Origin of the sequence: Sphingomonas sp. BK036, from assembly GCF_004216825.1 — a bacterium.
Classification (GTDB): domain Bacteria; phylum Pseudomonadota; class Alphaproteobacteria; order Sphingomonadales; family Sphingomonadaceae; genus Sphingomonas.
On sequence record NZ_SGXR01000004.1, the window covers coordinates 259,830 to 282,524 of the forward strand.

A 22,695-nucleotide genomic window follows, 5' to 3' on the forward strand; every position below is an offset into this window, starting at 1 on the left:
AGAGTCATGCGCAGAGTCGTGCAGCGTCAGTTGGTACCATCGCCCGAATGCGCGACCGGGCGTCATGCGCCGCGTTCGCGCCACCGGGATGTTCTGGGCGAGCCGATCCAGCGATCCGCGTGTCGCCGGTGCGGCGCCACGATCGTCAAATCCGCGGTCAGCCGGCGTTGGATCGTTTCCGGGCTGCTCGGCTGAGACCCGCATCATCATCGACAAGGGGAAAGACATGACATCGAAGATCGTACCGGTGCTCGCATTGCTGCTGGCAGTGCCGGTTGCCGCGAGCGCGCAGATGCACCGCGCAGGGCCACCGAGGATCGATTTCGCCAAGGTGCAACAGCGCGAGGCCGACGACATGGCGTTGCTGCTGCGCTTGCGCCCGGCGCAGCGCCCCGCGCTCACGGCGTTCCTGCAGTCCTTTGCGCCGCCTGCGCCGTCACAGCGTGGGGAAGAGCTGCGGGGGCCGATGCCGGACGACGGCTTTGCCCGCCAGTTCGAGCGGATGACGGAGATGACGGCACGCCGCGCAGCAGAAGAGACCCGCCGGATTGGGGCAGCCCGCAGCTTCTACGACAGCCTGGATGCGACGCAGCAGGCTGCGTTCGAGGCGCTGATACGTCTGCGCCATGGCATCCCGATGATGGGGCCGCGTCCGATGGGGCCAATGGGTCCGATGCCGGGCGGTCCTATGGATCACGGCCCTCCCGGTGGTGGCCCGTTCCCCGGCGGGCCGGGGCATGACGCCCCTCCGTATCCGGGTCCTCAGTTGCCGCCGAGTTCGCCCAACGGCGCGGATGGTGATCGGTAGCGAAGACTCGGGTGACGGGGGGCGGGAAGGGCTGCGTCGTCAGCGCTGTCCCGGTTCCCCGTCGCGATCGGGCTCGGCGGGGGCATCGGATCCGTTGCGCCATGTCTCCGCCCCGCTACGCGGCAGTTCCCCACGCGTAATCGCACCGTCATGGTTGCGGTCGAGCGCGGCGAAGCGGATCGTTGCCGCGCTCGCAAACTCCGCGGCATCGACGCCGCGGTTGCCGTTGCTGTCGGCGGTAATCACCGGTTCGGGGAAGTCGAAGAATCCGAACCGCGCTGCGCCCAGGCGTTCGCGCGGTGCCGCGGTCTTGCTGCCGCCGCCGTTGCCGAAATGCATGCCATCGCTGCCGCCTCTGCCGCCAGCACGGCCACCCGGTTCGGGCGAGCGGCGGCCGCCGACGACGCGGATCTCGGGCACGAGGACGTTTTCGTAGAATGCGAGATCGTCCGGATCGACCTCGCCGTCCTTGCCGCGATCGAGCACCGCGAAGAACCGCATCGCGTCCTGCCGGAACTCGGCGAGCGTCACGCGGCCGTCGCCATCGGTATCGGTGCCCGCGAACCACAGGCCTTGGGCAGCACCGGGGCGCAGGATCGTGCGGAAGGGTTCGCCCATCGGGCTGACGAACAACTGGCCGCGGCCGCGTTCGGGCGGACCGCCGGGCCGCGGGACGGTGGCGGCACAACCCGCCAACGCGCCGGCCAGCCCGATCAGGATTACGCGTCGCATGGTGGTTCCTTGCGTATCGATACGGAAAATCGGTCAGCCCGGCAGCGTGATGCGCGCGCGCAACCCGCCTTCGGGCCGGGTTTCGAGCGTTGCGTCGCCGCCATGCGCGCGCGCGACCGCGCGGACGCTGGCGAGACCAAGCCCGATCCCCCCGGTATCGCGGCTGCGCGATTGTTCGGCACGGAAGAAGGGTTCGAACGCGCGGATCAGGTCGTCGGGTTTCATGCCCGGACCGCGATCCTGAACCTCGATGACGACCGTGTCGCGGTCGCGGTACAGCAGCACCTCGGCATGGCCGGCATATTTGATCGCGTTGCCGACCAGATTGCCGATCAGGGCCTTGAGCGACGGCGCGTCGCCCTCGATCGTCAGCGGGTCGCCGGCCTGGAGCACGACGTCGTCGCCTCGGTCCGCGAACTCGTCGGTGACGCTCTCCGCCAGCGATCGCAGGTCGAGTCGCTGGCGACGGACGTTGCGCGTCATGTCGCGGACAAAGGCCATCGCCGCGCCGATGCGGTGGCTCATCTCCTGAATGTCGTCCTCGGTGGCGATACGAAGCTCTTCCGGTGCCTTTTCGAGGCGCAGTGACAGCCGCATCAACGGCGTGCGAAGGTCATGCGCCACCGCGGCGATCAAGGTCGTCCGATCCTCGACATAGCGATTGAGCCGTTCCTGCATCACGTTGAACGCGCTGGCCGCCTCGGCGATCTCGGGTGGGCCGGTGAGCGTCAGCGGTTCCGCGCGCGGGTCGCGGCCCAGCCGCTCGACCGCCGCGGTGAATTGGCCGATCGGCTTGACCACGCGTCGCGCGAGCAGCCAGGCGATCGGCGCGACGACGGCCAGCGCGACGAGGAACCACAGGATGATCCTGATCCGCCACGGGCCCATGATCGCGCTGTTGGGGCGGATCACGCGCCACCGCCCGCCGCCGGTATCGATCGAGACGACGAACGGCCCGAACAGCGCATTCTCCAGCGCGGCGAAATTGCGATGCCGGCGGGGCCCCAGCGGCGGCCCCATCGGGATCGGTGGGCGCAGCGCATCGGCGAACATCGGTCGCCCGGATCGCTCCGCCTCGACGACGACCGCGCTCGCGGGCAGCCCGAGATCGGTGGCGATGATCGCGCCGAGCCGGCGATCGCGCGGACTGTCGGTCGGGTCGGGGCGGCGTGTCGAGATCTCGGTCTTGAGCAGCCTGGCGGGATCGACGCCGGTCCGTGCGAACGCCGCGATCCGGGTGGTGGAGAAGATGATTGGCGTCGGCGGCGGCATCAACAGCAGCGTGGCGAAGTTCAGTACCTGCACCAGCAGCACGGTGATCAGCATCAACGCGAAGATCCGCAGGAACAGCGGCCAGGATTGCGGCAGGCGGCGCACCCGCCCGTCATCCGAACCCGTGTCTCTGGAACTCGCCGCGGCGGCCGTGCTCACAGCCGCACGACCCGTGGCACGAAGAAATACCCTTCGTTGCGGATCGTCCGGATGATGTCGTCGCCACGCGAGCGCAGCTTGCGGCGCAGGCGGCTGACCTGGACGTCGATCGCGCGGTCGAAGGCATCGGTATCGGGGCCGCGGGCGGCCTCCAGCAGCGCATCGCGCGCGAGCACCCGGCGCGGGCGCTCGACGAACGCGCGCAGCACCGCGAACTCGCCATCGGTGAGGTCGATCAGCGTATTGTCGGCATCGAACAATTCATGCGCAGCGAAATCAACCCGCCAGCCGAGGAAGCCGTAGGATCGTCCCTCGCTGGCGTCCTGGATCTCGCGCGCGCGCAACGCGGCGCGGACGGTCGCCAGGATCTCACGCGGGCTGCACGGCTTAGTGAGATAGTGGCTCGCGCCGATTTCCAGCCCCAGGATCCGGTCGGGCTCTGCGCCCAGCGCGCTCAGCATCACTACTGGCGGGCCGGCGGTGCGTGCGAGGCGGCGGCATACCGACAGTCCGTCTTCGCCGGGCATCATCACGTCGAGAAGGATCAGCGACACCGACTGGCGTGCGAGCACCGAGTCCATCTCCTGCGCGCTCATCGCGGTCTCGACGTTGTAGCCGTGCATGCCCAAGCTTTGTGCCAGCAGCGTGCGGATCATGTGGTCGTCGTCGACGACCAGCAACGTCGGTTTCGGCACCACGCCGCCGGTGGTCGGGCTGAACGATTCGGGGACGGGATTCGACATCATGCGGCGATCCTAGCGGGCGCGTGTGTTCGTGATGTTTCCGCATGCGCCAAAGCGCGTCGTCTTACAGCGATTCGTTGCCCCGCTGCCCGCCGGGGTTTCCGCACCACGCCTCTGTGTCACGTCGGGGCAGGGGATGTCGCATCGGGAAACATCCCGGACAAACACTGGGTGCAGGGGGGAGGACATGGCTCACCGTCTCCCTCTCCTCGAAAGTCGCCGGCGATGAACGTTTCCCAGCATTACGACTCCGCAATCCCTCGTCCGCCGATCGTCACGACATGGCAGGACGATGCGACACAGGATCTCGCGGACGACACCGGCTATCAGTCTGCCCGCGTGATCATCGTCGATGACGACCCAGGTCTTCGCGAGCTTCTCACCGAATTCCTCGTCGACAACGGCCTCGGCGTCGAGGCGGTGTCGAGCGGCGCGGCGTTGCGCGCGCGCCTCGTCCAGCGGCCGTGCGATCTCGTCATCCTCGACATGATGATGCCCGGCGAGGACGGCTTGTCCGTCCTGCGCGGGCTCGCCCAGTCGGACGATCCCCCCGGCGTGATCATGCTGTCCGCGCTGTCGAGCGAAGTCGACCGGGTCGTCGCGCTGGAAATGGGCGCGGACGATTATGTCACGAAACCGTCGACCCCGCGCGAGATCCTCGCCCGGATCCGCTCGGTGCTGCGGCGGCGCAACCGGACGGCCGCGACCGCAGCGGACAGCGCCGGCACGATCGAGCAGGGTGAGGCGCAGCGCTTCCATACCACCTATCGATTTGCGGGATGGACGCTCAATTGCCGGATGCGATCGCTCCAGTCGCCCGGTGGCGAACTCGTGTCGCTGACCGAGGGGGAGTTCCAGATGATGGACGCGTTCGTCACGCATCCGCATGCGGTCCACACGCGCGAAGACATGATCGCGTTGTCGGGGCGCGCGGATACCTCGTCGAAGGATCGCACGATCGACGTCAACATCAGCCGCCTTCGCCGCAAGCTCGCCGCGTTCGATCGGACCGAGATCATCCGGACGGTCCGCGGCAAGGGCTATCTGTTCATCGCCGACGTGATCGGCGCTTGACCCGAGTCCGCCCCGTCAGGCGGCGGCACGCGGGGTACGCGCCGGATCGCCCGGATGCGCGATGGACCAGGCGCGGAATGCCGCCGCCGGCATCGGTCGCGCGAACAGGAACCCCTGGGCTTCGTCGCAGTCCATCGTCGCGAGGCACGCTGCGACGCCCTCGGTCTCGACGCCTTCCGCTACGACCCGGTAGCCCAGTTCGTGCGACAACCGGATCATCGTGCGGACGAGCGTCTGTTCGTCGCCGCCGTTGGTGGTCGAATCGAGGTCGCGCATGAAGCTCTGGTCGATCTTGACGACGTCGACGGGCAGCTGCTGGAGATAGGCGAGGCTGCTGTAGCCCGTGCCGAAATCATCGATGGCGAGCCGGATCCCGGCGGCGCGCAACGCGGCAAGCTGTTCGCGCGCCTGCGCGACGTTGCGCATGATCGCGCTTTCGGTGACTTCGAGTTCGATCCGGTCGGCGCGGACGCGGTGCTTGAGCAGCAGCAACTGGACCCGCGCGGCGAAATCGGGTTCCTCGAGGTTGTTGGCCGACAGGTTGATCGACAAATTGCCGTCAAATCCGTCGGCGATCCAGCCGGTCAGCTGTTCCAGTGCGCGGTCGATGACCCAGTGCGTCAGCGGCTTGGCGTGCGAAGTCTGTTCGATCAGCGGGATGAACTCGGCAGGCGACACCTCGCCCAGCACCGGATGGGTCCAGCGCAGCAGCACTTCCGCACCCAGGCACCGACGGTCCGCCAGGTCGACTCGGGGCTGGTACACCAGGCTCAACTGGTCGTCGCTCTCCAGCGCGGGCTCGAAGTCGCGCAACAGCTCGTAGCGGCGGCGATGCGCGGTGTCGTTCGCGGACGAGAAGAAGCAGACGGTCGCCTCCTGCGTCCGCGCGTCCTGTGCTGCACCGTGCGCGAACCGCAGGAGGTCGGTCGGCTCGACCCGGCCGAGCACGACCGGCACGACGCCGACCGCGATGGTGGTGGCGAATCGCATCGACGATTTGATGCTGCACTCGGCGATCTTGTCCGTCAGCACCCTGACATAGGCGGCGTCCTCGATATCGGGCTCTGCGAAGAACACGAACTGGGTCGCCGCGACATGATAGGCGCGCCGGGTCTGCGACAGGGCGTCGCGCAGTTGCAGCGCCGCGAGCCTGACCATCTCGACGACGTGCTCGGAGCCCAGCACGCGAGTCATGTTGTCGATCTGGTCGGTCCTCGCCAGGTCGAGCATCACCAGCAGGCGACGCTCGCCGCCGTGATCGCGCGTGAAATCGTCGAGATCGTCGAGGAATTGCTGGCGGTTCGGCAATCCGCTGATCGGATCGATCCGGCCAAACGCATGTTGCAGCTCGATCTGCGCCATCGCCATCGCGGCCAGATCGCGCAGCGCCGCCATCTCGTCGCCCGTCGCGGTGCGCGGTTCTTTACCCAGCACGCACAACGCGCCCAGGCCATAGCCGTCGCGAGTCGTCAGCGGTGCGCCGGCGTAAAATCGCGTGCCCGAACGTGCTAGCTGGCTCGACGCGTAGAAGGGATCGTCGAGCAGATCGGGGATCACCAGCGGCGCGGTCTTCTCTGCGACTTCGGCACAGGGCGCACGGGTTCGGCCGAGTTCGGTATGGTCGAATCCGACGCGGGACTTGAACCATTGGCGATCCTCGTCCGTCAACGAGATCGCGGCGACCGGCAGGCCGAAGATCTGGCTCGCCATCCGGGTGATCCGGTCAAAGCTCTCGCTGGGTGGGCTGTCGAGGATATCGAGCTGTTTGAGAGCGTCGAGCCGCGCTGCTTCGTACACCGGTTTAGTCATAGTAACACTCTGGCAAATATGACTTAAGTGAGTGTGAATACTCACCAGAATGATCATAACCTAAGTTAAGCGGCGCGTATAGGGTGCGTCTGTCGGGTGCGCTTGGCGGCGTAGAGCGCCGCATCGGCACGCGCCCATGCTGCGGCGAAGCTCTGCACTGCGGGCGTGGTACGCGACCCCTGCATGAGCGCGGCGCCGACGCTGCCGCCGACCGGCAGCGTGATACCGTTGCTGACCAACCGCTCGCACAAGGCGCGCTCGATTCGATCGGCGACGACCGCCAGCCGGACGTCGTCGGCGTCGGGCAACAATACGGCGAACTCGTCGCCGCCCAGCCGCGCAAGATGATCGCCGGCACGTACGACTCCGCGCAATCGCCGGGCGACCTCGACCAGCACGGTATCGCCGACGCTATGGCCGAACCGGTCGTTGATCGCCTTGAAACGGTCGAGATCGATCGCGACGATGCCGACGGACACACCGTCATCGGTCTGCGCGAGGCGCTGGTCGAGCCCGCGACGATTGAGCAGCCCCGTCAGCGGATCGGTCTCCGCGGCGACCATGGCGCGCAACTGGCGTTCGCGATCTTCGGAGATGTCGATCGTGACGCCGACGATCCGCAACGGGCTCCCGTCCGAGGCGCGCAGCAACTTGCGGTCACATCGCATCCAGCGGGGGCCGTTGACCGTCGCCAGTTCATATTCGACCGAGGCGTTGTCGATCTCGCCGTCGAGCAGCGTCTGGACCGAGGCGGCATCGCGGTTCGCCGGCGCGATATATTCGCCATAGGTATCGAGGTCGATCGGCCCCGATCCGCCCGGCCCGCGCACGAACCGCGAAAAGCTCGGCGAGGTTTCGAACCGCCTGGATTCGACATCGATATGCCAGAAGCCGCCGCGCACGGCTTCCATCGCCAGCGTCATCCGCGCATTGATCTCCTGGAGCGCACGATCCGCGCGTCGCCGCTCGGTAATGTCCTGGACATGCGCGATCATCCGGATGAGCGTCCCGTCGGGCGCGCGAACCGCCGACACCGCGAGCGAGGCATGGACCGGTTCGCCGCTCGGATGAAGATAGCGCTTCTCCAGCGTATACGCGTCGCGTTCGCCCGCCACGATCTCATCGAACAACGTCACGTCGGCATCCTGATCATCGGGATGCGTGATCCTCCGAAAATCGAGACCCGCCACGTGATCGATCGACAGCCCGAGCATCGCGGCGAACGCCGCGTTGACGCGCTCCATCCGTCCGTCGGCGCCGGTGACGACCATGCCGACGGGAGCGTGCTCGAACGCGTCGTTGAACATGATCTCGTTCTCGGCGATCCGCGCCTCGAGATCGCGTCGCACGCTGATATCGGTGACCAGCACGACGACACCGCGGACGAGGCCGTCGGCGTCGATATCGGGAACATAGCTGCCCTGCACGCGACGCGAATCGCCGCCATCGAACAGCGAATATTCATAGGTGACTCGCGTACCGCTGAGCGCCTCGGTCAGGCGCGGCAGCACGGTCGGGAAATTGGCCTCGCCGACGATGTCGCGGCAATGACGTCCGATGATCTGGTCGGGGCCGATCCCGCGCCATGCGGCATAGGTCGCGTTGGCGAACCGATAGATCAGGTCCCGGTCGAAATACGCGACCAGCCCCGGCAACATGTCGAGCACGGCGAGCGCGGAGGGCAAGCCGTCCGGCGAACGACCGGCCCCGCTCAAAATAGATCCATTTTGAAGTCTATCTGGCGCGGGGGTAGGGCGGTGGGTCATGACGCTCCATACGACCGGCATGGTTAAGTGATCGTTCGCACTGCCGTATACTATCGTATCCCCGTCGGCCAAAGCACTGGGGAGTCAACCAATTGCGCGGTGACGCCGGTGAAGATGTCACCGCGGCACGCGCGCAATTGTACAAAGCTCATCAATCCCGGCGGCTCGACGAATACTCCGTCATTAGCCGTTCCGTGCGACTTGGAATCCGGCGAACGACTGGCTCACCGGCATGATCTCGAGCCGGTTGATGTTCAGGTGTGGCGGCAGTTGGGCGATCCACAACAGCGTTTCTGCGAGGTCGCCCCCCGTCATCGGATCGGCACCGCTGTACAGCGTATCCGACGCGGCTTGATCGCCCGCGGTACGGACCAGTGTGAACTCCGTTTCAATCATCCCCGGCTCGATCGACGTCACGCGGACGCCCTTGCCGTGCAGGTCCGATCGCAACCCCAGCGAGAATTGCTCGACGAACGCCTTGGTGCCGCCATACACGTTGCCACCGGTATAAGGGTAGGTCGCGGCCACCGACGAGATATTGATGATCGCCCCCTTGCGCGCGATCAGCCCCGGCAACAGCCTGTGCGTCATCGACACCAGCGCGGTGACGTTGGTCGCGATCATCGTCTTCCACTGGTCGACGTTCGCCTGGTCCGCGGGCTTCGTCCCCAGCGCCAGCCCGGCATTGTTGATCAGCAGGTCGATATCGGCAAATTCCGCTGGCAATTCGGCAAGGGCGGCATCGCGCGCAGCCTCGTCGCAAATGTCGAAGACCAGCGGATGAACCGAGTCCGCACCCAGCGCGGCGACCAGAGCATCGAGCCGTTCGGCCCGGCGTCCGGTCGCGATCACGCGCCAGCCCGCGCCCGCAAAGGCGTGCGCGGCGGCCTCGCCGATTCCGGAGGTGGCGCCGGTGATGAGGACGGTTCTGGTCATGATGCTTCCTAGCCGATGTCCACCGCGTATCGGTGGCAGGCGCTATGTAGGCGCGATCCCCGCGGTGGCAAACGACGCGCCCGCGTGAACGCCTAGAGCGCGCGCACCGCGGCCAGGATCATCCGGCCCGTCAATCGCGCCGTCTCGCCTTCGGACAGTTGCGGTCGCGACAGTGTGCGATGGCCGAGCCCGAACATGAATGCCAGGATCAGTTCCTCCGCGCCTTCGAGATCGTTGTCCGACAGGTCGGGATTGGCGACGCAGGCGAGCTCGCGAATCATCCGTCGGAAATCGCGGCACAGGTCGGCGATCGTGTCCGCGACGTCGGCATTGCGGTGCGCCTCGGCCATGATCTCGAACGACAGCGCCTCGTCGCCCTTGGACAGGGAACGCTGCGCCAGCGCGACGAACCCTTCCTCGATCGAGAACTCGCCGGACTTCACCGACGCGTTCATCGCCTGAAGTTCGGTCATTTTTGCCGCCGTATCCTCCATGACGATCGCCTGGATCACCGCGTTCTTGCCCGTGAACACCCGATAGATCTGGCCGACCGATACGCCCGCCGCGACGGCGAGTTCGGACATCGGAGTCTGATGAAACCCTTGGGTCGCGAACAGATGACGGGCGGCGGCAACGATACGCTCGCGGCTCCCGATCTCATGTTGCACTGCACGCAAAACCATATCCTCAACGCGTTTTTTGGTTGACCCGCCGCTCGCACAATCCTAGCGGGCAGGCAAGCGGAATGAACGTTCATTCCGGTAAAACCTATCTGCACGGACGTCGGGATGCTCAACATGCAGCGATTGAATCTCAAGGGAACGGTGGCTTTCGCCGCGCTGGCACTCATGACCGCGTGCAGCAAGGAGGAGGCGCCCCCGCCGCCGCCCACGCCGACCGTCGGTGTCGTCAACGTTGCCGAGGAATCGGTCGTGCTCACCTCGGAGCTGCCCGGCCGGATCGCTGCGGTGGAGACGTCGGAAGTGCGTCCGCAGGTCAGCGGCGTCGTCCGCGACCGGCTGTTCACCGAGGGCGCGATGGTCAGCAAGGGCCAGGTTCTCTACGCGATCGAGGATGCCCCCTATCGCGCGGCACTCGCCAGCGCGCAGGGGCAGCTCGGCGCAGCGCAATCGCAGATCAACGCGACCCGACTCCAGGCGCAGCGCTACGGCCAGCTCGTCGCGCTGAACGCGGTCAGCAAGCAGGAGGCGGACAACGCCACCGCGTCCGCACAGCAGGCGCGCGCCAATGTTGCAGCGCAGCAGGCGTCGGTCCAGTCGGCGCGCGTCAATCTGGGCTTCACGCGGATCAAGGCGCCGATCTCGGGCCGTATCGGCCGGTCGCTCGTGACCGTCGGCGCGCTGGTCCAGACCGGCCAGACCGATCCGCTCGCGACGATCCAGCGGACCAACACCGTCTATGTCGACGTCGTACAGTCCGCCGCGCAGCTGCTCGATCTCAAGCAGGCGATGGCGACCGGCGGCGTGACTCGCGGCGACGGCAGCGCACGCGTCCAGCTCATCCTGCCGAACGGCCAGACCTACCCGATCGAGGGGCGTCTCCAGTTCGCCGAAGTCACCGTCGACCAGACCACCGGTGCGGTCACGCTGCGCGCGAGCTTCCCCAACCCCAACGGCCTGTTGCTGCCAGGCATGTATGTCCGCGCGAAGCTGGTCGAGGGCACGCGTCGCCAGGCGATCATGGCGCCCACCGCGGGCATCACGCGCGATCCGCGCGGCGGTGCGACCGCGCTGGTCGTCAACGCGCAGAACAAGGTCGAGCAGCGCACCGTCACCACCGACCGCGTGATCGGCGACAAGTGGATCGTCACCAGCGGTCTGAAGCCCGGCGACAAGCTGATCGTCGAGGGCCTGCTGAACCTGCGCCCCGGCGCGACCGTCAAGCCCGCTGCCCCGCAGCAGGTCGGCAAGCCCGCCGGCGCGCCGGGGGCTGCACCCGGAGGCGGCGACGCGTCCGATGCGACCAGCAACAGTTCCGCGCAGGCCGGGAAGTAACCGCCCATGTCACGCTATTTCATCGATCGACCCATCTTCGCATGGGTCATAGCGATCATCCTGATGCTGGCCGGCATCCTGGCGATCCGCTCGCTGCCGATCGCGCAGTTCCCTGAGATCGCCGCACCCAAGGTAACGGTCGCGACGTCCTATCCGGGTGCCGACGCACAGACGCTCGAGAACACGACGACGCAGATCATCGAGCAGCAGATGAAGGGGATCGACAACCTTCGCTACTTCGCCTCGACGTCTGACGGCTCGGGCAACCTCGCGATCACGCTCACCTTCGAGCAGGGGACCGATCCCGACATCGCGCAGGTCCAGGTGCAGAACAAGCTGCAACAGGCGACTCCGCTCCTGCCGCAGGAAGTGCAGCAGGCGGGTCTCCGCGTGACCAAGGCGACCGCCAACTTCCTGCTCGTTATCGCCGCCTATTCCGAGAATGGCGCGCATGACCAGGTCGATCTTGGCGATCTGATCGCGTCGAAGCTCCAGGATCCGCTCAGCCGCATCAAGGGCGTCGGTGACACGCAGGTGTTCGGCGCGCAATATTCGATGCGGATTTGGGTCGATCCGTTCAAGATGTCGAACCTCGGCGTCACCGTCACCGACATCACCTCGGCGCTGACCGCACAGAACGCCCAGGTTTCGGCGGGCCAGGTCGGCAGCCTTCCCGCGGTGAAGGGCCAGTCGCTCAACGCGACCGTCACCGCACAGACGCGTCTCCAGACGCCCGAGCAGTTCCGCGCGATCATCGTCCGCTCGGCGACCAGCGGCGCCACCGTGCGTCTGTCGGATGTCGCCCGCGTCGAGATGGGCTCGGAAAACTACAGCTTCCAGGCGCGCTACAACGGCAAACAGGCGGCAGGCTTCGGCGTGAAGCTGGCACCGGGCGCCAACGCGCTCGATACCGTCACGCTGGTCAAGGCCGAGGTAGAACGCGTCGCCAAGCAGTTCCCGGCAGACGTCAAGATCGCCTATCCGGTCGACAATTCGACGTTCGTGAAGCTGTCAGTCGAACAGGTCGTGCACACGCTGATCGAGGCGATCATCCTCGTCTTCCTCGTGATGTTCCTGTTTCTCCAGAACTTCCGTGCCACGCTGATCCCGACGATCGCCGTCCCCGTCGTGCTGCTCGGCTCGCTCGCCGTGCTGTATGTGGCGGGGTTCACGATCAACACGCTGACCTTGTTCGGCATGGTGCTGGCGATCGGCCTGCTCGTCGATGACGCGATCGTCGTGGTCGAGAACGTCGAACGCCTGATCCAGGAGGAGGGGCTTAGTCCCAAGGAAGCCGCCAAGAAATCGATGGACGAGATCAGCGGCGCGCTGGTCGGCATCGGCCTGGTACTGTCCGCGGTGTTCCTGCCAATGGCGTTCTTCAGCGGCTCGACCGGCGTGATCTTCCGCCAGTTCTCGATCACGATCGTGTCGTCGATGGTGCTCTCGGTGCTGGTCGCGTTGATCCTGACGCCGGCGCTCTGCGCGACGATCCTCAAGCCGTCGAAGCAGGATCACGGCGAGAAGAAGGGCTTTTTCGGCTGGTTCAACCGCACCTTCGACAAGGGCGTCGGCAAATATGGCAACGGCCTGCGCCGCGTCGAGAAGGGCTGGCTGCGGACGATGCTGGTCTATGCCGTGATCGTCGTTGCGATGGCCTTCATCTTCCTGCGTTTGCCGTCGGGCTTCCTGCCCGAGGAGGATCAGGGCCTGATGTTCGCGCAGGTCTCGATGCCTACCGGCACGCCGATGGAGGAAACCGCGCGGACGATGGACAAGCTGCGCGATCACTTCCTGATCGACGAGAAGAAGAACATCTCGGGGATCTTCACGATCAGCGGGTTCGGCTTTGTCGGCCAGGGACAGAATGTCGGTCTCGCCTTCATCCAGCTGAAGCCGTGGGAGGATCGCAGCGGCGCCGAAAACACCGTCGCCGCGGTCGCTGGCCGCGCCAACCAGGCGCTCGCCGGGATCCGCGCGGGCATGGTGATCGGCTTCGTACCGCCCGCCGTGCAGGAACTCGGCAACGCCAACGGCTTCGACTTCATGCTGAAGGACAATGCCGGCGTCGGTCACGAAAAGTTGCTCGAGGCGCGCAACATGCTGCTCGGCATGGCCAGCCAGGACAAGCGCCTGATGCAGGTCCGCCCGAACGGCCTTGAGGATGCGCCACAGCTGAAACTGAACGTCGACCAGGCCCAGGCGGGTGCGCTTGGCCTCAGCCAGTCGGACATCAACACCACCGTGAGCACCGCATTCGGTGGCGCCTATATCAACGACTTCATCGACCGCGGTCGCGTGAAGAAGGTGTATGTGCAGGCCGACGCACCGTTCCGCACCTCGCCCGCCGATCTCGGCAACTTCTACGTCCGCGGCACGACCAGCAACGCGATGGCGCCGTTCTCGGCTTTCTCGACGACGAACTGGCAGTACGGCCCGTCGCGCCTCGAGCGTTACAACGGCGTGGCCTCGTTCGAGATCATGGGCTCGCCGGCGCCGGGCGTCAGCAGCGGCACCGCGATCAAGGCGATGGAGGAGATGGCGGCCAAGCTGCCACCCGGCATCGGCTATGAGTGGACCGGCCTCAGCTATGAGGAAAACCTGTCCTCCGGCCAGTCGACCACGGTCTATGCACTGTCGCTGCTGATCGTGTTCCTCTGCCTCGCGGCGCTCTACGAGAGTTGGTCGATCCCGATCGCTGTCCTGCTGGTGGTGCCGCTCGGCGTCCTCGGCGCGGTCGGCGCGGCGATGATCTTCGGGCTGAACAACGACATCTACCTCCAGGTCGGGCTGATCACGACGATCGGCGTGGCGGCGAAGAACGCGATCCTGATCGTCGAGTTCGCCGAGGAGAAGATGGGCGACGGGATGAACGCGGCCGATGCCGCGGTCGAGGCGGCGAAGCTTCGCCTTCGCCCGATCCTGATGACGTCGTTCGCGTTCATCTTCGGCGTGTTGCCGCTCGCGCTGTCGAGCGGTGCGGGTGCCGGCGGTCAGAACGCGATCGGCTGGGCGGTGGTCGGCGGCATGCTGTCCGCGACCGTCCTCGCGATCTTCTTCGTGCCGCTGTTTTTCCTGCTCGTGAAGCGCGTCTTCAAGCAGGACAAGGCCGGCGCGGGGCAGGACCGCGATCAGGTACGCAATGACGACGACACCCGTGACGGTGATCCCACGCCCCCCCACGACCAGCGGCCGCAGGAGGCCTGATCCAGATGTTCGCCCCTATGATCTCGCGCAAGACCGCGCTCCTGTTCGCCGCCGGGCTCACGCTCGCCGGATGTAATCTTGCCCCGAAATATGTCCGGCCCGAATTGTCGGTGCCGGCAACGACGCCGACTGGTCCCGCTTATGCGCCGACCGATGCGGCGGGGGCGATCATGCCCGCGGATACGTCGTGGGAGGTGTTCTTCACCGACGACCGCCTGCGCCGCGTCATCCGCACCGCGCTGGAGAACAACCGCGACCTGCGCGTCTCGGTCGCCAACGTCGCGCAGGCGCGCGCGCAATACCGCGTCCAGCGCGCCGACCTGTTCCCGACGCTCGCCGCCAGCGGCAGCGCGACCTACCAGAAATCGCCGTTCGGCGTGGTCGGTGGCGGCACCGGCGGCGGTACTGGAGGAACCGGCGGTACTGGTGGAACCGGCGGCACGGGGGGCGGCACCGGCGGGGGGACCGGCGGTGCCGTGTCGAGCGGCCGCGCCGACATCTATTCGGCCAATGTCGGCGTCTCGTCGTGGGAAATCGACCTGTTCGGCCGGGTCCGCAACCTGACGCAGGCGCAGCAGGAACAATATTTCGCCGCGGAGGAGAATCGCAACGCCGCGCAGGTGTCGCTGATCGCCGAGATCGCGACTCAATGGCTGACGATGGCGGCCGACCAGGATCGCCTCAAGATCGCTCGCGATACGGAGAAGGCGTATGGCCAGACCGTCAAGCTGACGCAGGACCGGTTCCGGATCGGCATCGCATCCGAGCTCGAAGTGCGCCAGGCGAGCACCAGCTACGACCAGGCACGTTCGGACATCGCCGAGGCGACCACGCTGATCGCGCAGGACCAGAATGCGCTGAACCTGCTCGCGGGGACCACGCTGACCGCCGACATGCTGCCGGCGCGGCTTGAGGAAACCAGCCCGACGCTGGAGAATCTGCCGTCCAACCTGCCGTCGGCGGTGCTGTTGCGCCGCCCGGACATCGCCTCGGCCGAGCATCAGCTGATCGCCGCCAACGCTAATATCGGCGCGGCACGCGCGGCGTTCTTCCCGAACATCTCGCTGACCGCGGCGTTTGGGACGATCAGCCTCGGCCTGTCGAACCTGTTCGGCAGCGGAACGCAGAACTGGTCGGTCGCGCCGTCGGTCAGCCAGACGCTGTTCGATTTTGGCAGGAACAAGGGCAATCTGCGCTACGCACAAGCGACGCGCGACGCCGCAGTCGCAACGTATGAGAAGAGCATCCAGACCGGCTTCCGGGAGGTCGCCGATGCGCTCGCGCGGCGTGGCACGATCGGTGCGCAGTTGCAGGCGCAGACGTCGCTGCGCGACAATGCGGCGGGCGCGTTCCGGCTGTCGGAACTGCGTTTCCGTGCGGGCATCGACACGTTCCTCAACACGCTCGATTCGCAGCGCTCGCTCTACACCGCGCAACAGACGCTGCTGGCCGCGCGGCTGACGCGTGACAGCAACTCGGTCGAGCTGTTCCGCGCACTCGGCGGCGGCGTCACGATCGTCCCCGCCACCGCCGACACGCGCCGGCCCTAACGCATACGCACGAATCCTCCCCCGCAAGGGGGAGGTGGCAGGCGATAGCCTGACGGAGGGGGAGGTAAGGGGGAGCTGCCGTTCCGTGTCCTCCCCCTCCGTCGCTTCGCGCCATCTCCCCCTGACGGGGGAGGATGATCGTTCGTGTGACGTCACGGTATTGTCCAAACACGCGCCCTGCATCGGCGGCGACGCGGCGGGGCGTTCAGCCACTCGCCGGGCCCATTGCGCGGCGCCGACCGTTGCGCATGCGTGCAGATATTTGAAAGTCTCGACGCGATCCTGCTGACCGCGCTGGTCCTGCTGGTCCTCGCGCGTAAGCTCAACATGCCGTATCCTACCTTGCTGGCGGTTGCCGGGCTGGGCTTTGCGGCATTGCCGTTCGCGCCGCGGATCACGGTCGAGCCGCATCTGGCCCTCGCACTGTTCATCGCGCCGGCGTTGCTCCACGCCGCCTATCACACCAGCCCGCGCGCGCTGCGGCGCCACTGGTTCCCGCTGCTGTCGCTCGCCGTGTTCGCGGTGCTCATCACCACCGCGACCGTCGCGCTGGTTGGCGTGACGCTGGGCGGACTGCCGCTCGCCGCCGCGTTCGCGCTCGGGGCGATCGTAGCGCCGCCAGATGCCGCCGCCTCGGAAGCGGTCCTCGGCGAAGTCGGCATTCCACGGCGCGGCCTCCTACTGCTCCAGGGCGAGAGCCTGCTCAACGACGCCACCGCACTGCTGCTGTTCGGGCTCGCCGTCGCGTTCGCCACGCATGCCGACACGCCGGTCACGCCGCTCGCGCTCGCCGCCGCGGTGCCGGGCGGGATCGTGTTCGGGGCGATCGCCGCCTGGGCCTATCTTCGGATCGTACCGCTGTTCGCGGGCACGCTGGGCGCAGGCCTTGCCGATTTCGCGGTGACGTTCGCGATCTGGCTGGTCGCCGAGCGACTGCATATCTCGCCGGTGCTGGGGATCGTCACGTTCGGCATGATCGTGTCGCAACGCCGCCCGATCGACCAACCCGCGCGCGACCGGTTGCAGGGCGCTGCAGTCTGGTCGGCGGCGGTGCTCGTCCTCAACGTCATCGCGTTCGCGCTGATGGGGCTGCAGTCGCGCGACGTGCTGGTCGGCCTGCCGCCCGAGCAGCGCTGGCCCGCGATCGGTTTTGCGGCGGTGGTGCTCGCGACCGTGTTGGTCACGCGCGTGGCGTGGGTGTTCCTCGTCCGCTTTATCGAGGGCGCGATCGCCAGACGCTATGTGCCGTCCTGGCTGCCTAAGCCGCCACCGTGGAACGCGTCGATGATCCTGTCTTGGTCGGGCATGCGCGGGTTGCTGACGCTGGCGACGGCCTTCGCACTGCCGAAGTCGGTGCCGGGGCGCGACCTGATCGTGCTGGCCGCGTTCGGCGTCGTGATCGGCACGCTGGTGCTGCAAGGTCTCACGCTAGGCCCGCTGATCCGCCGCCTCGATCTCGGCGCGGACACCGGGCTGGCTGACGAGATCGCGCCTGCTCGCAAGCGGCTGATCGATGCTGGCCTTGCGGTGCTGCCGGCGCGCGCGGGCGAGGCGGCGGACGCACTGCGCTTCCGCTACGGTGCCGCGGGCAAGGTCACCGCCGAGGCCGAGGATCCACAGGCGACTTCCGAATTCGACGTGCTCCACCTCGAGATGATCGCCTGCCAGCGTGTCACGCTGCACGCGATGCGCGACAAGGGCGAGGTTGCCGAGGACGTCTATCGCCGACTTCAGGAGGAGCTCGACTGGGCGGAGGTCGATGCGCGCGCGTTCGGCGACAACATCCTGACTGCCACCTGAGGCACGCGCGGGGCCGAGGTCGGGAACATCGGCACCGGCTACGCTGTTTGGGGAGACCATAACCGAAAGGGTCGATCCATGTCCGAGGCGTCTTCGTGAGCAAATCCGTCAAGCCCGCACCGCCGACGACTCTCGTGATCTTCGGGGCGTTCGGGGACCTGACCCGCCGCCTGCTGATGCCTGCGCTGATCAACATGACCCGGCTGGGGCTGGTCGATGACGATTTTCACGTGCTCGGTGTCGGCATCGACGAGGGGAACGACCAGTTGCTACGCGATGCGCTCGGGACGTTCGATGCGAAGGGGGGCGAGGGGGCCGGCGAAAAGGGCGATGCCTGGGCACGGCTCAAGGACCGCGTCGGCTATCTCCAGGGCGATTTCACGAAGGACGACGTCTACGCGCAACTCAAGGCGCGAGTGAGCGGCAACGTCGCCTTCTATCTTGCGGTGCCTGCCAAGTTCTTCGGCGAGATCGTCGACAAGCTCGCTGACCATGGCCTGATGCGCGAAGCCGCAAACGCGTTCCGCCGGATCGCGATCGAGAAGCCGTTTGGCCATGATCTCGCCTCCGCCCGCGCGCTCAATGCGCGCATCCTCGCCAAGGTGTCGGAGGCGCAGGTCTACCGGATCGATCATTTCCTCGGCAAGGAGACCGTCCAGAACATCATGACCGCGCGGTTCGCCAACATGATGATCGAGCGCGTCTGGAATGCCGATTGTATCGCGCATGTCCAGATCACCGCCGCCGAGACGGTCGATGTCGGCACGCGCGGCAAGTTTTACGATGCGACCGGCGCGTTGCGCGACATGGTGCCCAACCACCTGTTCCAGCTGCTCGCGATGGTCGCGATGGAGCCGCCGGCCAGCTTCGATGCCGAGGCGATCCGGAACGAGAAGGGCAAGGTCCTCAAGGCGGTCCGCGTTTATTCGCTCGCCAAGGCGAAACGCAACGGCGTGCGCGGGACGTACACCGCGGGGAAGGTGAAGGGCATCGACGTACCCGCCTACACCGCCAGCGCCGACGTCGCGCCCGACAGCCGGACGGAGACCTATGTCGCGCTGAAGCTGATGGTCGATACGTGGCGCTGGGCAGGGGTGCCGTTCTACCTGCGCACGGGCAAGGCGATGACCTGCCGCGACACCGAGATCGCGATCACCTTCAAGCCCGTACCGTTCGCCTCGTTCCCCGGCGCCCCGGCCGACATGTTGCCGCCCAACCGGCTGATCATCCAGATCCAGCCCGACGAGGGGCTGAGCATGGACATCAACATCAAGCGCCCAGGCCTGGAGGTCGCGACCGCGCCGATCGCGCTCGATTTCCGCTACGCCGACGCGTTCGATATCGGCCACCTGACGGGGTATGAATCGCTGATCTACGATCTGTTCGTCGGCGACCAGACGCTGTTCCAGCGTGCCGATGCGATCGAGGCGGGATGGGCCGCGGTGCAGCCGTTCCTCGATCTCTGGGCGAGCGATACGAGCACGCCCGAGCCTTATGAGGCGGGTTCGATGGGCCCCGCCGCGGCGGATGCGCTGCTCGCGCATGACGACCATAGCTGGCACGAGCTCGCCCCGGCAGGCCAAACGGTACCGTAACCTGCCCTCCGTTCCCCCGCCTCCGCGGGGGAACAGGGCCGCAGGCGACAGATCAGACGCGCTCGGTCAGTTCGATCTCGCCTTCGACTTCCATTTCGTCCTCGTCGCCCATCTCGTCCATGTCGGGCATCGTGAAGTCGGCCTTCCAGTCATACACCTTCTCGACGCCGCCCTGCACCCAGACGCGGACCGCGCCCTCGGTGATCTCGCCGCCCATTGCGCCGACGAAATCGGCGACCAGCGAATCCGCGGCATCCTCGTGATCGGTCGCGCCGGGGATCGTCGCAGGCGTCATCTCCTCGTCGAGTTCGATGATCTGCGCCCAATATTGCTTTGCCATGTTCAGCTCCTGAGAAATGCCGCCGTCAGCCGGCGGTGATGATGGGGTGATCCTCGCGCAGCCGGTCCGCCAGCCGCTCGACCGCGTCGACCTCGCTCGCGCTGCCCGACGGCGTCACCGCCCAGTTGCAATGCGCGTGCGTCGCGCGGCTGTAGACGCGGACGTCGCCGACGATCAGCCGCCACCGCCTGCGATCGCCGCTATTGTACCGGACGAGGTTGGTCACGAACAGGCTCTGGAGATCCGATGCGGTCATCTGCGCCCCATAGCGACAAGTGGCCATCCGCCGCCACCGCAAACGGGCCGGCTTTGCGGTCAGGGTTTGACCGCGACCGTCGCCGTCACCGCCGGATCGTCGCGCAACCGCAGGAACAGCGTGCCGCCGGCCGGCTGCGGCACTGCCAGAGTCGCGCCGGTATAGCCCTCGGGCACCCGAACGGCACCCGCAAATCCGCTGCTGGCCGCGACCGAGTCGATCAGGAACAGGTCGCTTCCCGCCAGCGTGCAGACCGGGTTGCAGGTCACTCCCGCCAGTCCGGGCACGCGGACGAGCGTCGTCAGCGGCACCCAGTCGCCCGCGACGTCGCCCTGGACCAGCCGCCAGACGAGCGGCCCATGTGCCGACACGCCAAGCGCCTTGCCCGGCTCGACCGACGCCACTGCGATCCGGTCGTCCTGCACGGTCAATCCGCGTCCGGATGTCAGGCTGGTCGTCATCGCGCCATCCGCCGTCGCGATCTCGATGCTGTCGCTTGGTGAAAAGCGCGTTCCCTCGGCGCGGACGGAGAATGTCAGCCGGGCATCCTGCGCGATCGCCGTATCCCCGGCGAGCACCACCGGCAGGCCGGACGCGGGTGGCGACACCGCGCTCTTGGCGATCAGCGTCGCCTTGGGCCGCGCGGCGGCGACCGCGAACTTCACCGAACGCTTGCGCCCATCGCTCAACGTGACGAGCGCAGTCTTCGCCTGGCCCGCGGCGAACGCCGGCGGCGTGTCCGCCACCAGCGCCAATCGGTCGGTCTTGTCCGCGCGCACCACGTCGCCCGGTTTGAACGTCACCCCGTCGACGCTCATCGACGCCACCAGATCAAGGCGAGTGCCCGCCAGCGTGCCCGACGCATCGCCCGCATGCACCGTGAACCCATCGATCCGCCCCGCCTCGGCAAGCGCGGTCAATGCGATCCGCTCGGGCGCCTCGACTCCATATTGCTTCACGAGCAGCGCCAGTTTCCCCGGCGCCGCCTTTGCCAGCGGCAAGGTCAGCCCGATCCGATCGCCGGTCGACGTCCACGCCAGCGGCACGTCGCCCGCCGCGCCGACCAACGTCACCGACTCGACGCAGCTCGGCGTCGGCCCGCTCAGCGCCACCGCGTTGTCGCGCCCGACGACCAGGCTCTCGGGATCGGTATCCACCATCTGCCACCCGCCGGCGCGCGGCACCTGCAAGCGGAAGCGCGGCCCGTCGAACGGCGTGAAGCCCCAGCGCCCGTGCAGCGTCGCATCGGTCACGCTGCCGAGCCCTGTGGTCCGCATCCCGACCTGGTCGAGCACATAACCACCGCGCTCGGCATCGGCCTCCACGGGCAATTCGACCACGCCACCCTGCCGCGTCGTGACCCTCAGCATCATGTCGTGCGCGAACTGCGTCGCATAGATCAGCGGCGCGCCCTCGACCGGCAGGACGAGATCTGGCTTGGCCGCGCAGACCAGCCGGTCCGCCTCAGCGCGCCGCATCGTCGGGGTCTGGGCTGCCCCGGTCTCGATCACCGGCATCGCCACGACCATCACCGATTTTGGGCTCGCGAACGACGGCGCGGCGTTCAGCAGCAGCGCCAGCCGGTCGTCACGCGCGCGCGCAAGCGCCGGAATATAGCGGAACTGAGTCGACTGGAACGCGCCGAAGATCTTCGCCAGATCGCGCACCACGCCGATGTACGGGCTGTAATAGCCAAGCCCGCCCTCCGGCGTCGCGCTCAGCTGTAACGCCAGATCGGTCGGTGCGCCGACCAGCGTGTCCGCCAGTGTCGAGCTCTGCCCGTCCGCGAGGACCAGCGAATCACGGCTCTGCGTCAGGCACGATGCCTGGAGGTCGGCCGCGAGATCGAGGCATTCGGCCTTGAGCTTGATCGCCAGGCTGCGCGACAGCAGCGGCGACACCGCCTCAATCCGCTCCGGACGGGTACGCTCCAGCGCATGGATGCCGTCGAGAAACGCGTCGAGCCGCGCCCGGTCGAGCGATGCCTGATCGAGATCTTGCACCGCGCGCACGAACGCCCCCGGCTGTTTGCGCACCGCATTGATCACCGCATCGAACCCGCCGCTTTCGGGCACCAGGAACACCACCAGCTGCCGCGCGCCCTCGGGCACCGTCAGTGCGAGCGCGTTCTTCTTGGCCTTCCACGTGTCCGCCTTGAAGAACCACGACTTGGGCGGCGGCTCGGTGGCACCGCGTAGGAAGGCGGCGACCAGCAGATAGCGCGTGCCATCGTCCTTCTTTCCCGTCGGCAGGTCCGCCGCGACCGAGACGCGGTCGCCGGTCGCGAGCTTGGGGACCTGCGCGATCGGCAAAGTCGTCGTCCCGTGGGTCACACCGACGCGCAAGGTCGGCCCGGTCAGGTCGAACGGCGCGGGGTCGGCCTGCGCCGCCATCGGCACGAGCAGGGTGGCGATCAGGCAGGAGGGGAAGAGTCGGAGCTTCATCGTGGCGCGATCTCGGATTGTCGACGACAGGGTGTGTCTCACAGGCGGTGTGCGCCCAGGCGGTGTCGATTTTGAGGCACGCGGGGTGCCGATCTGGCCGCCGCGAGCCCTGCTTAAAAAAGGTAATGATAACCGCAATTTAATGTTCGGCTGCGATTCAACCAAAATGAACGGAACCGGGTCCGATCC

Annotated in this window: 17 protein-coding genes; 7 read left to right on the forward strand and 10 right to left on the reverse strand. The window is 67.0% G+C overall.

The features are described 5' to 3' along the window. Positions 1-226: 226 nt before the first annotated feature. On the forward strand, positions 227-808 hold the full coding sequence (locus EV283_RS08270) for a Spy/CpxP family protein refolding chaperone (protein ID WP_165391722.1): 582 nt from the start codon (positions 227-229) through the stop codon (positions 806-808). Between the two features lie 39 nt (positions 809-847). Here the strand turns inward: EV283_RS08270 and EV283_RS08275 are convergent, their stop codons facing one another. From EV283_RS08275 to EV283_RS08285, 3 genes are read right to left on the reverse strand one after another with little or no spacing between them, the layout of a single operon-like run. After that, positions 848-1,540: an EF-hand domain-containing protein gene (locus tag EV283_RS08275; protein ID WP_130324362.1), complete on the reverse strand. Its 693-nt coding sequence runs from the start codon at positions 1,538-1,540 to the stop codon at positions 848-850. Between the two features lie 33 nt (positions 1,541-1,573). Further along, positions 1,574-2,971 (reverse strand): HAMP domain-containing sensor histidine kinase, encoded by a 1,398-nt coding sequence (locus EV283_RS08280; protein ID WP_242615864.1) that lies wholly within the window; start codon positions 2,969-2,971, stop codon positions 1,574-1,576. Beyond that, positions 2,968-3,714 carry a response regulator gene (locus EV283_RS08285; protein WP_056420517.1) on the reverse strand — a complete coding sequence of 249 codons (747 nt, stop codon included), beginning with the start codon at positions 3,712-3,714 and terminating at the stop codon, positions 2,968-2,970. The genes EV283_RS08280 and EV283_RS08285 overlap by 4 nt, the downstream gene beginning before the upstream one ends. Positions 3,715-3,939: 225 nt before the next feature. On the opposite strand from EV283_RS08285, the gene EV283_RS08290 reads away from it, so the two are divergent. Further along, positions 3,940-4,788 carry a response regulator gene (locus tag EV283_RS08290; protein ID WP_130324364.1) on the forward strand — a complete coding sequence of 283 codons (849 nt, stop codon included), beginning with the start codon at positions 3,940-3,942 and terminating at the stop codon, positions 4,786-4,788. A gap of 15 nt (positions 4,789-4,803) precedes the next feature. On the opposite strand, the gene EV283_RS08295 is transcribed toward EV283_RS08290, so the two are convergent. The 4 genes from EV283_RS08295 to EV283_RS08310 form a co-directional block, all read right to left on the reverse strand. Continuing rightward, positions 4,804-6,597, reverse strand: coding sequence for a sensor domain-containing phosphodiesterase (locus tag EV283_RS08295; RefSeq protein ID WP_130324366.1), 1,794 nt, complete (start codon positions 6,595-6,597; stop codon positions 4,804-4,806). A 65-nt stretch (positions 6,598-6,662) separates the two neighbouring features. Next, positions 6,663-8,312, reverse strand: a complete 1,650-nt coding sequence (locus EV283_RS08300) for a GGDEF and EAL domain-containing protein (protein WP_165391723.1) — start codon at positions 8,310-8,312, stop codon at positions 6,663-6,665. Positions 8,313-8,546: 234 nt separating this feature from the next. Next, complete coding sequence (locus EV283_RS08305; protein WP_130324370.1) at positions 8,547-9,299, reverse strand: SDR family NAD(P)-dependent oxidoreductase; 753 nt, start codon at positions 9,297-9,299, stop codon at positions 8,547-8,549. 92 nt (positions 9,300-9,391) lie between these two features. Continuing rightward, positions 9,392-9,883: a TetR family transcriptional regulator gene (locus tag EV283_RS08310; protein ID WP_242615865.1), complete on the reverse strand. Its 492-nt coding sequence runs from the start codon at positions 9,881-9,883 to the stop codon at positions 9,392-9,394. Between the two features lie 213 nt (positions 9,884-10,096). Between EV283_RS08310 and EV283_RS08315 the strand changes: the two genes are divergently transcribed. The 5 genes from EV283_RS08315 to zwf all read left to right on the forward strand — a co-directional run bounded on the left by EV283_RS08315 (position 10,097) and on the right by zwf (position 19,466). Next, complete coding sequence (locus EV283_RS08315; RefSeq protein WP_130324374.1) at positions 10,097-11,314, forward strand: efflux RND transporter periplasmic adaptor subunit; 1,218 nt, start codon at positions 10,097-10,099, stop codon at positions 11,312-11,314. Between the two features lie 6 nt (positions 11,315-11,320). After that, positions 11,321-14,521 (forward strand): efflux RND transporter permease subunit, encoded by a 3,201-nt coding sequence (locus EV283_RS08320; RefSeq protein WP_130324376.1) that lies wholly within the window; start codon positions 11,321-11,323, stop codon positions 14,519-14,521. Positions 14,522-14,526: 5 nt separating this feature from the next. Next, complete coding sequence (locus EV283_RS08325; protein ID WP_242615866.1) at positions 14,527-16,071, forward strand: efflux transporter outer membrane subunit; 1,545 nt, start codon at positions 14,527-14,529, stop codon at positions 16,069-16,071. A gap of 252 nt (positions 16,072-16,323) precedes the next feature. Then, entirely contained in the window at positions 16,324-17,871 is a 1,548-nt protein-coding gene (locus tag EV283_RS08330) for a sodium:proton antiporter (protein WP_130324378.1), read from the forward strand. Between the two features lie 95 nt (positions 17,872-17,966). After that, on the forward strand, positions 17,967-19,466 hold the full coding sequence (zwf, locus tag EV283_RS08335; protein ID WP_130324380.1) for a glucose-6-phosphate dehydrogenase: 1,500 nt from the start codon (positions 17,967-17,969) through the stop codon (positions 19,464-19,466). Between the two features lie 52 nt (positions 19,467-19,518). Here the strand turns inward: zwf and EV283_RS08340 are convergent, their stop codons facing one another. Genes EV283_RS08340 through EV283_RS08350 form a run of 3 tightly spaced genes read right to left on the reverse strand, consistent with a single transcriptional unit; the run spans position 19,519 to position 22,506 of the window. Further along, on the reverse strand, positions 19,519-19,806 hold the full coding sequence (locus EV283_RS08340; protein WP_055879746.1) for a hypothetical protein: 288 nt from the start codon (positions 19,804-19,806) through the stop codon (positions 19,519-19,521). 25 nt (positions 19,807-19,831) lie between these two features. Beyond that, a complete protein-coding gene (locus EV283_RS08345) occupies positions 19,832-20,062 on the reverse strand; it encodes a hypothetical protein (protein ID WP_130324382.1) in 231 nt (76 codons plus the stop codon). A 59-nt stretch (positions 20,063-20,121) separates the two neighbouring features. Continuing rightward, on the reverse strand, positions 20,122-22,506 hold the full coding sequence (locus tag EV283_RS08350; RefSeq protein ID WP_130324384.1) for a hypothetical protein: 2,385 nt from the start codon (positions 22,504-22,506) through the stop codon (positions 20,122-20,124). Positions 22,507-22,695 lie beyond the last annotated feature (189 nt).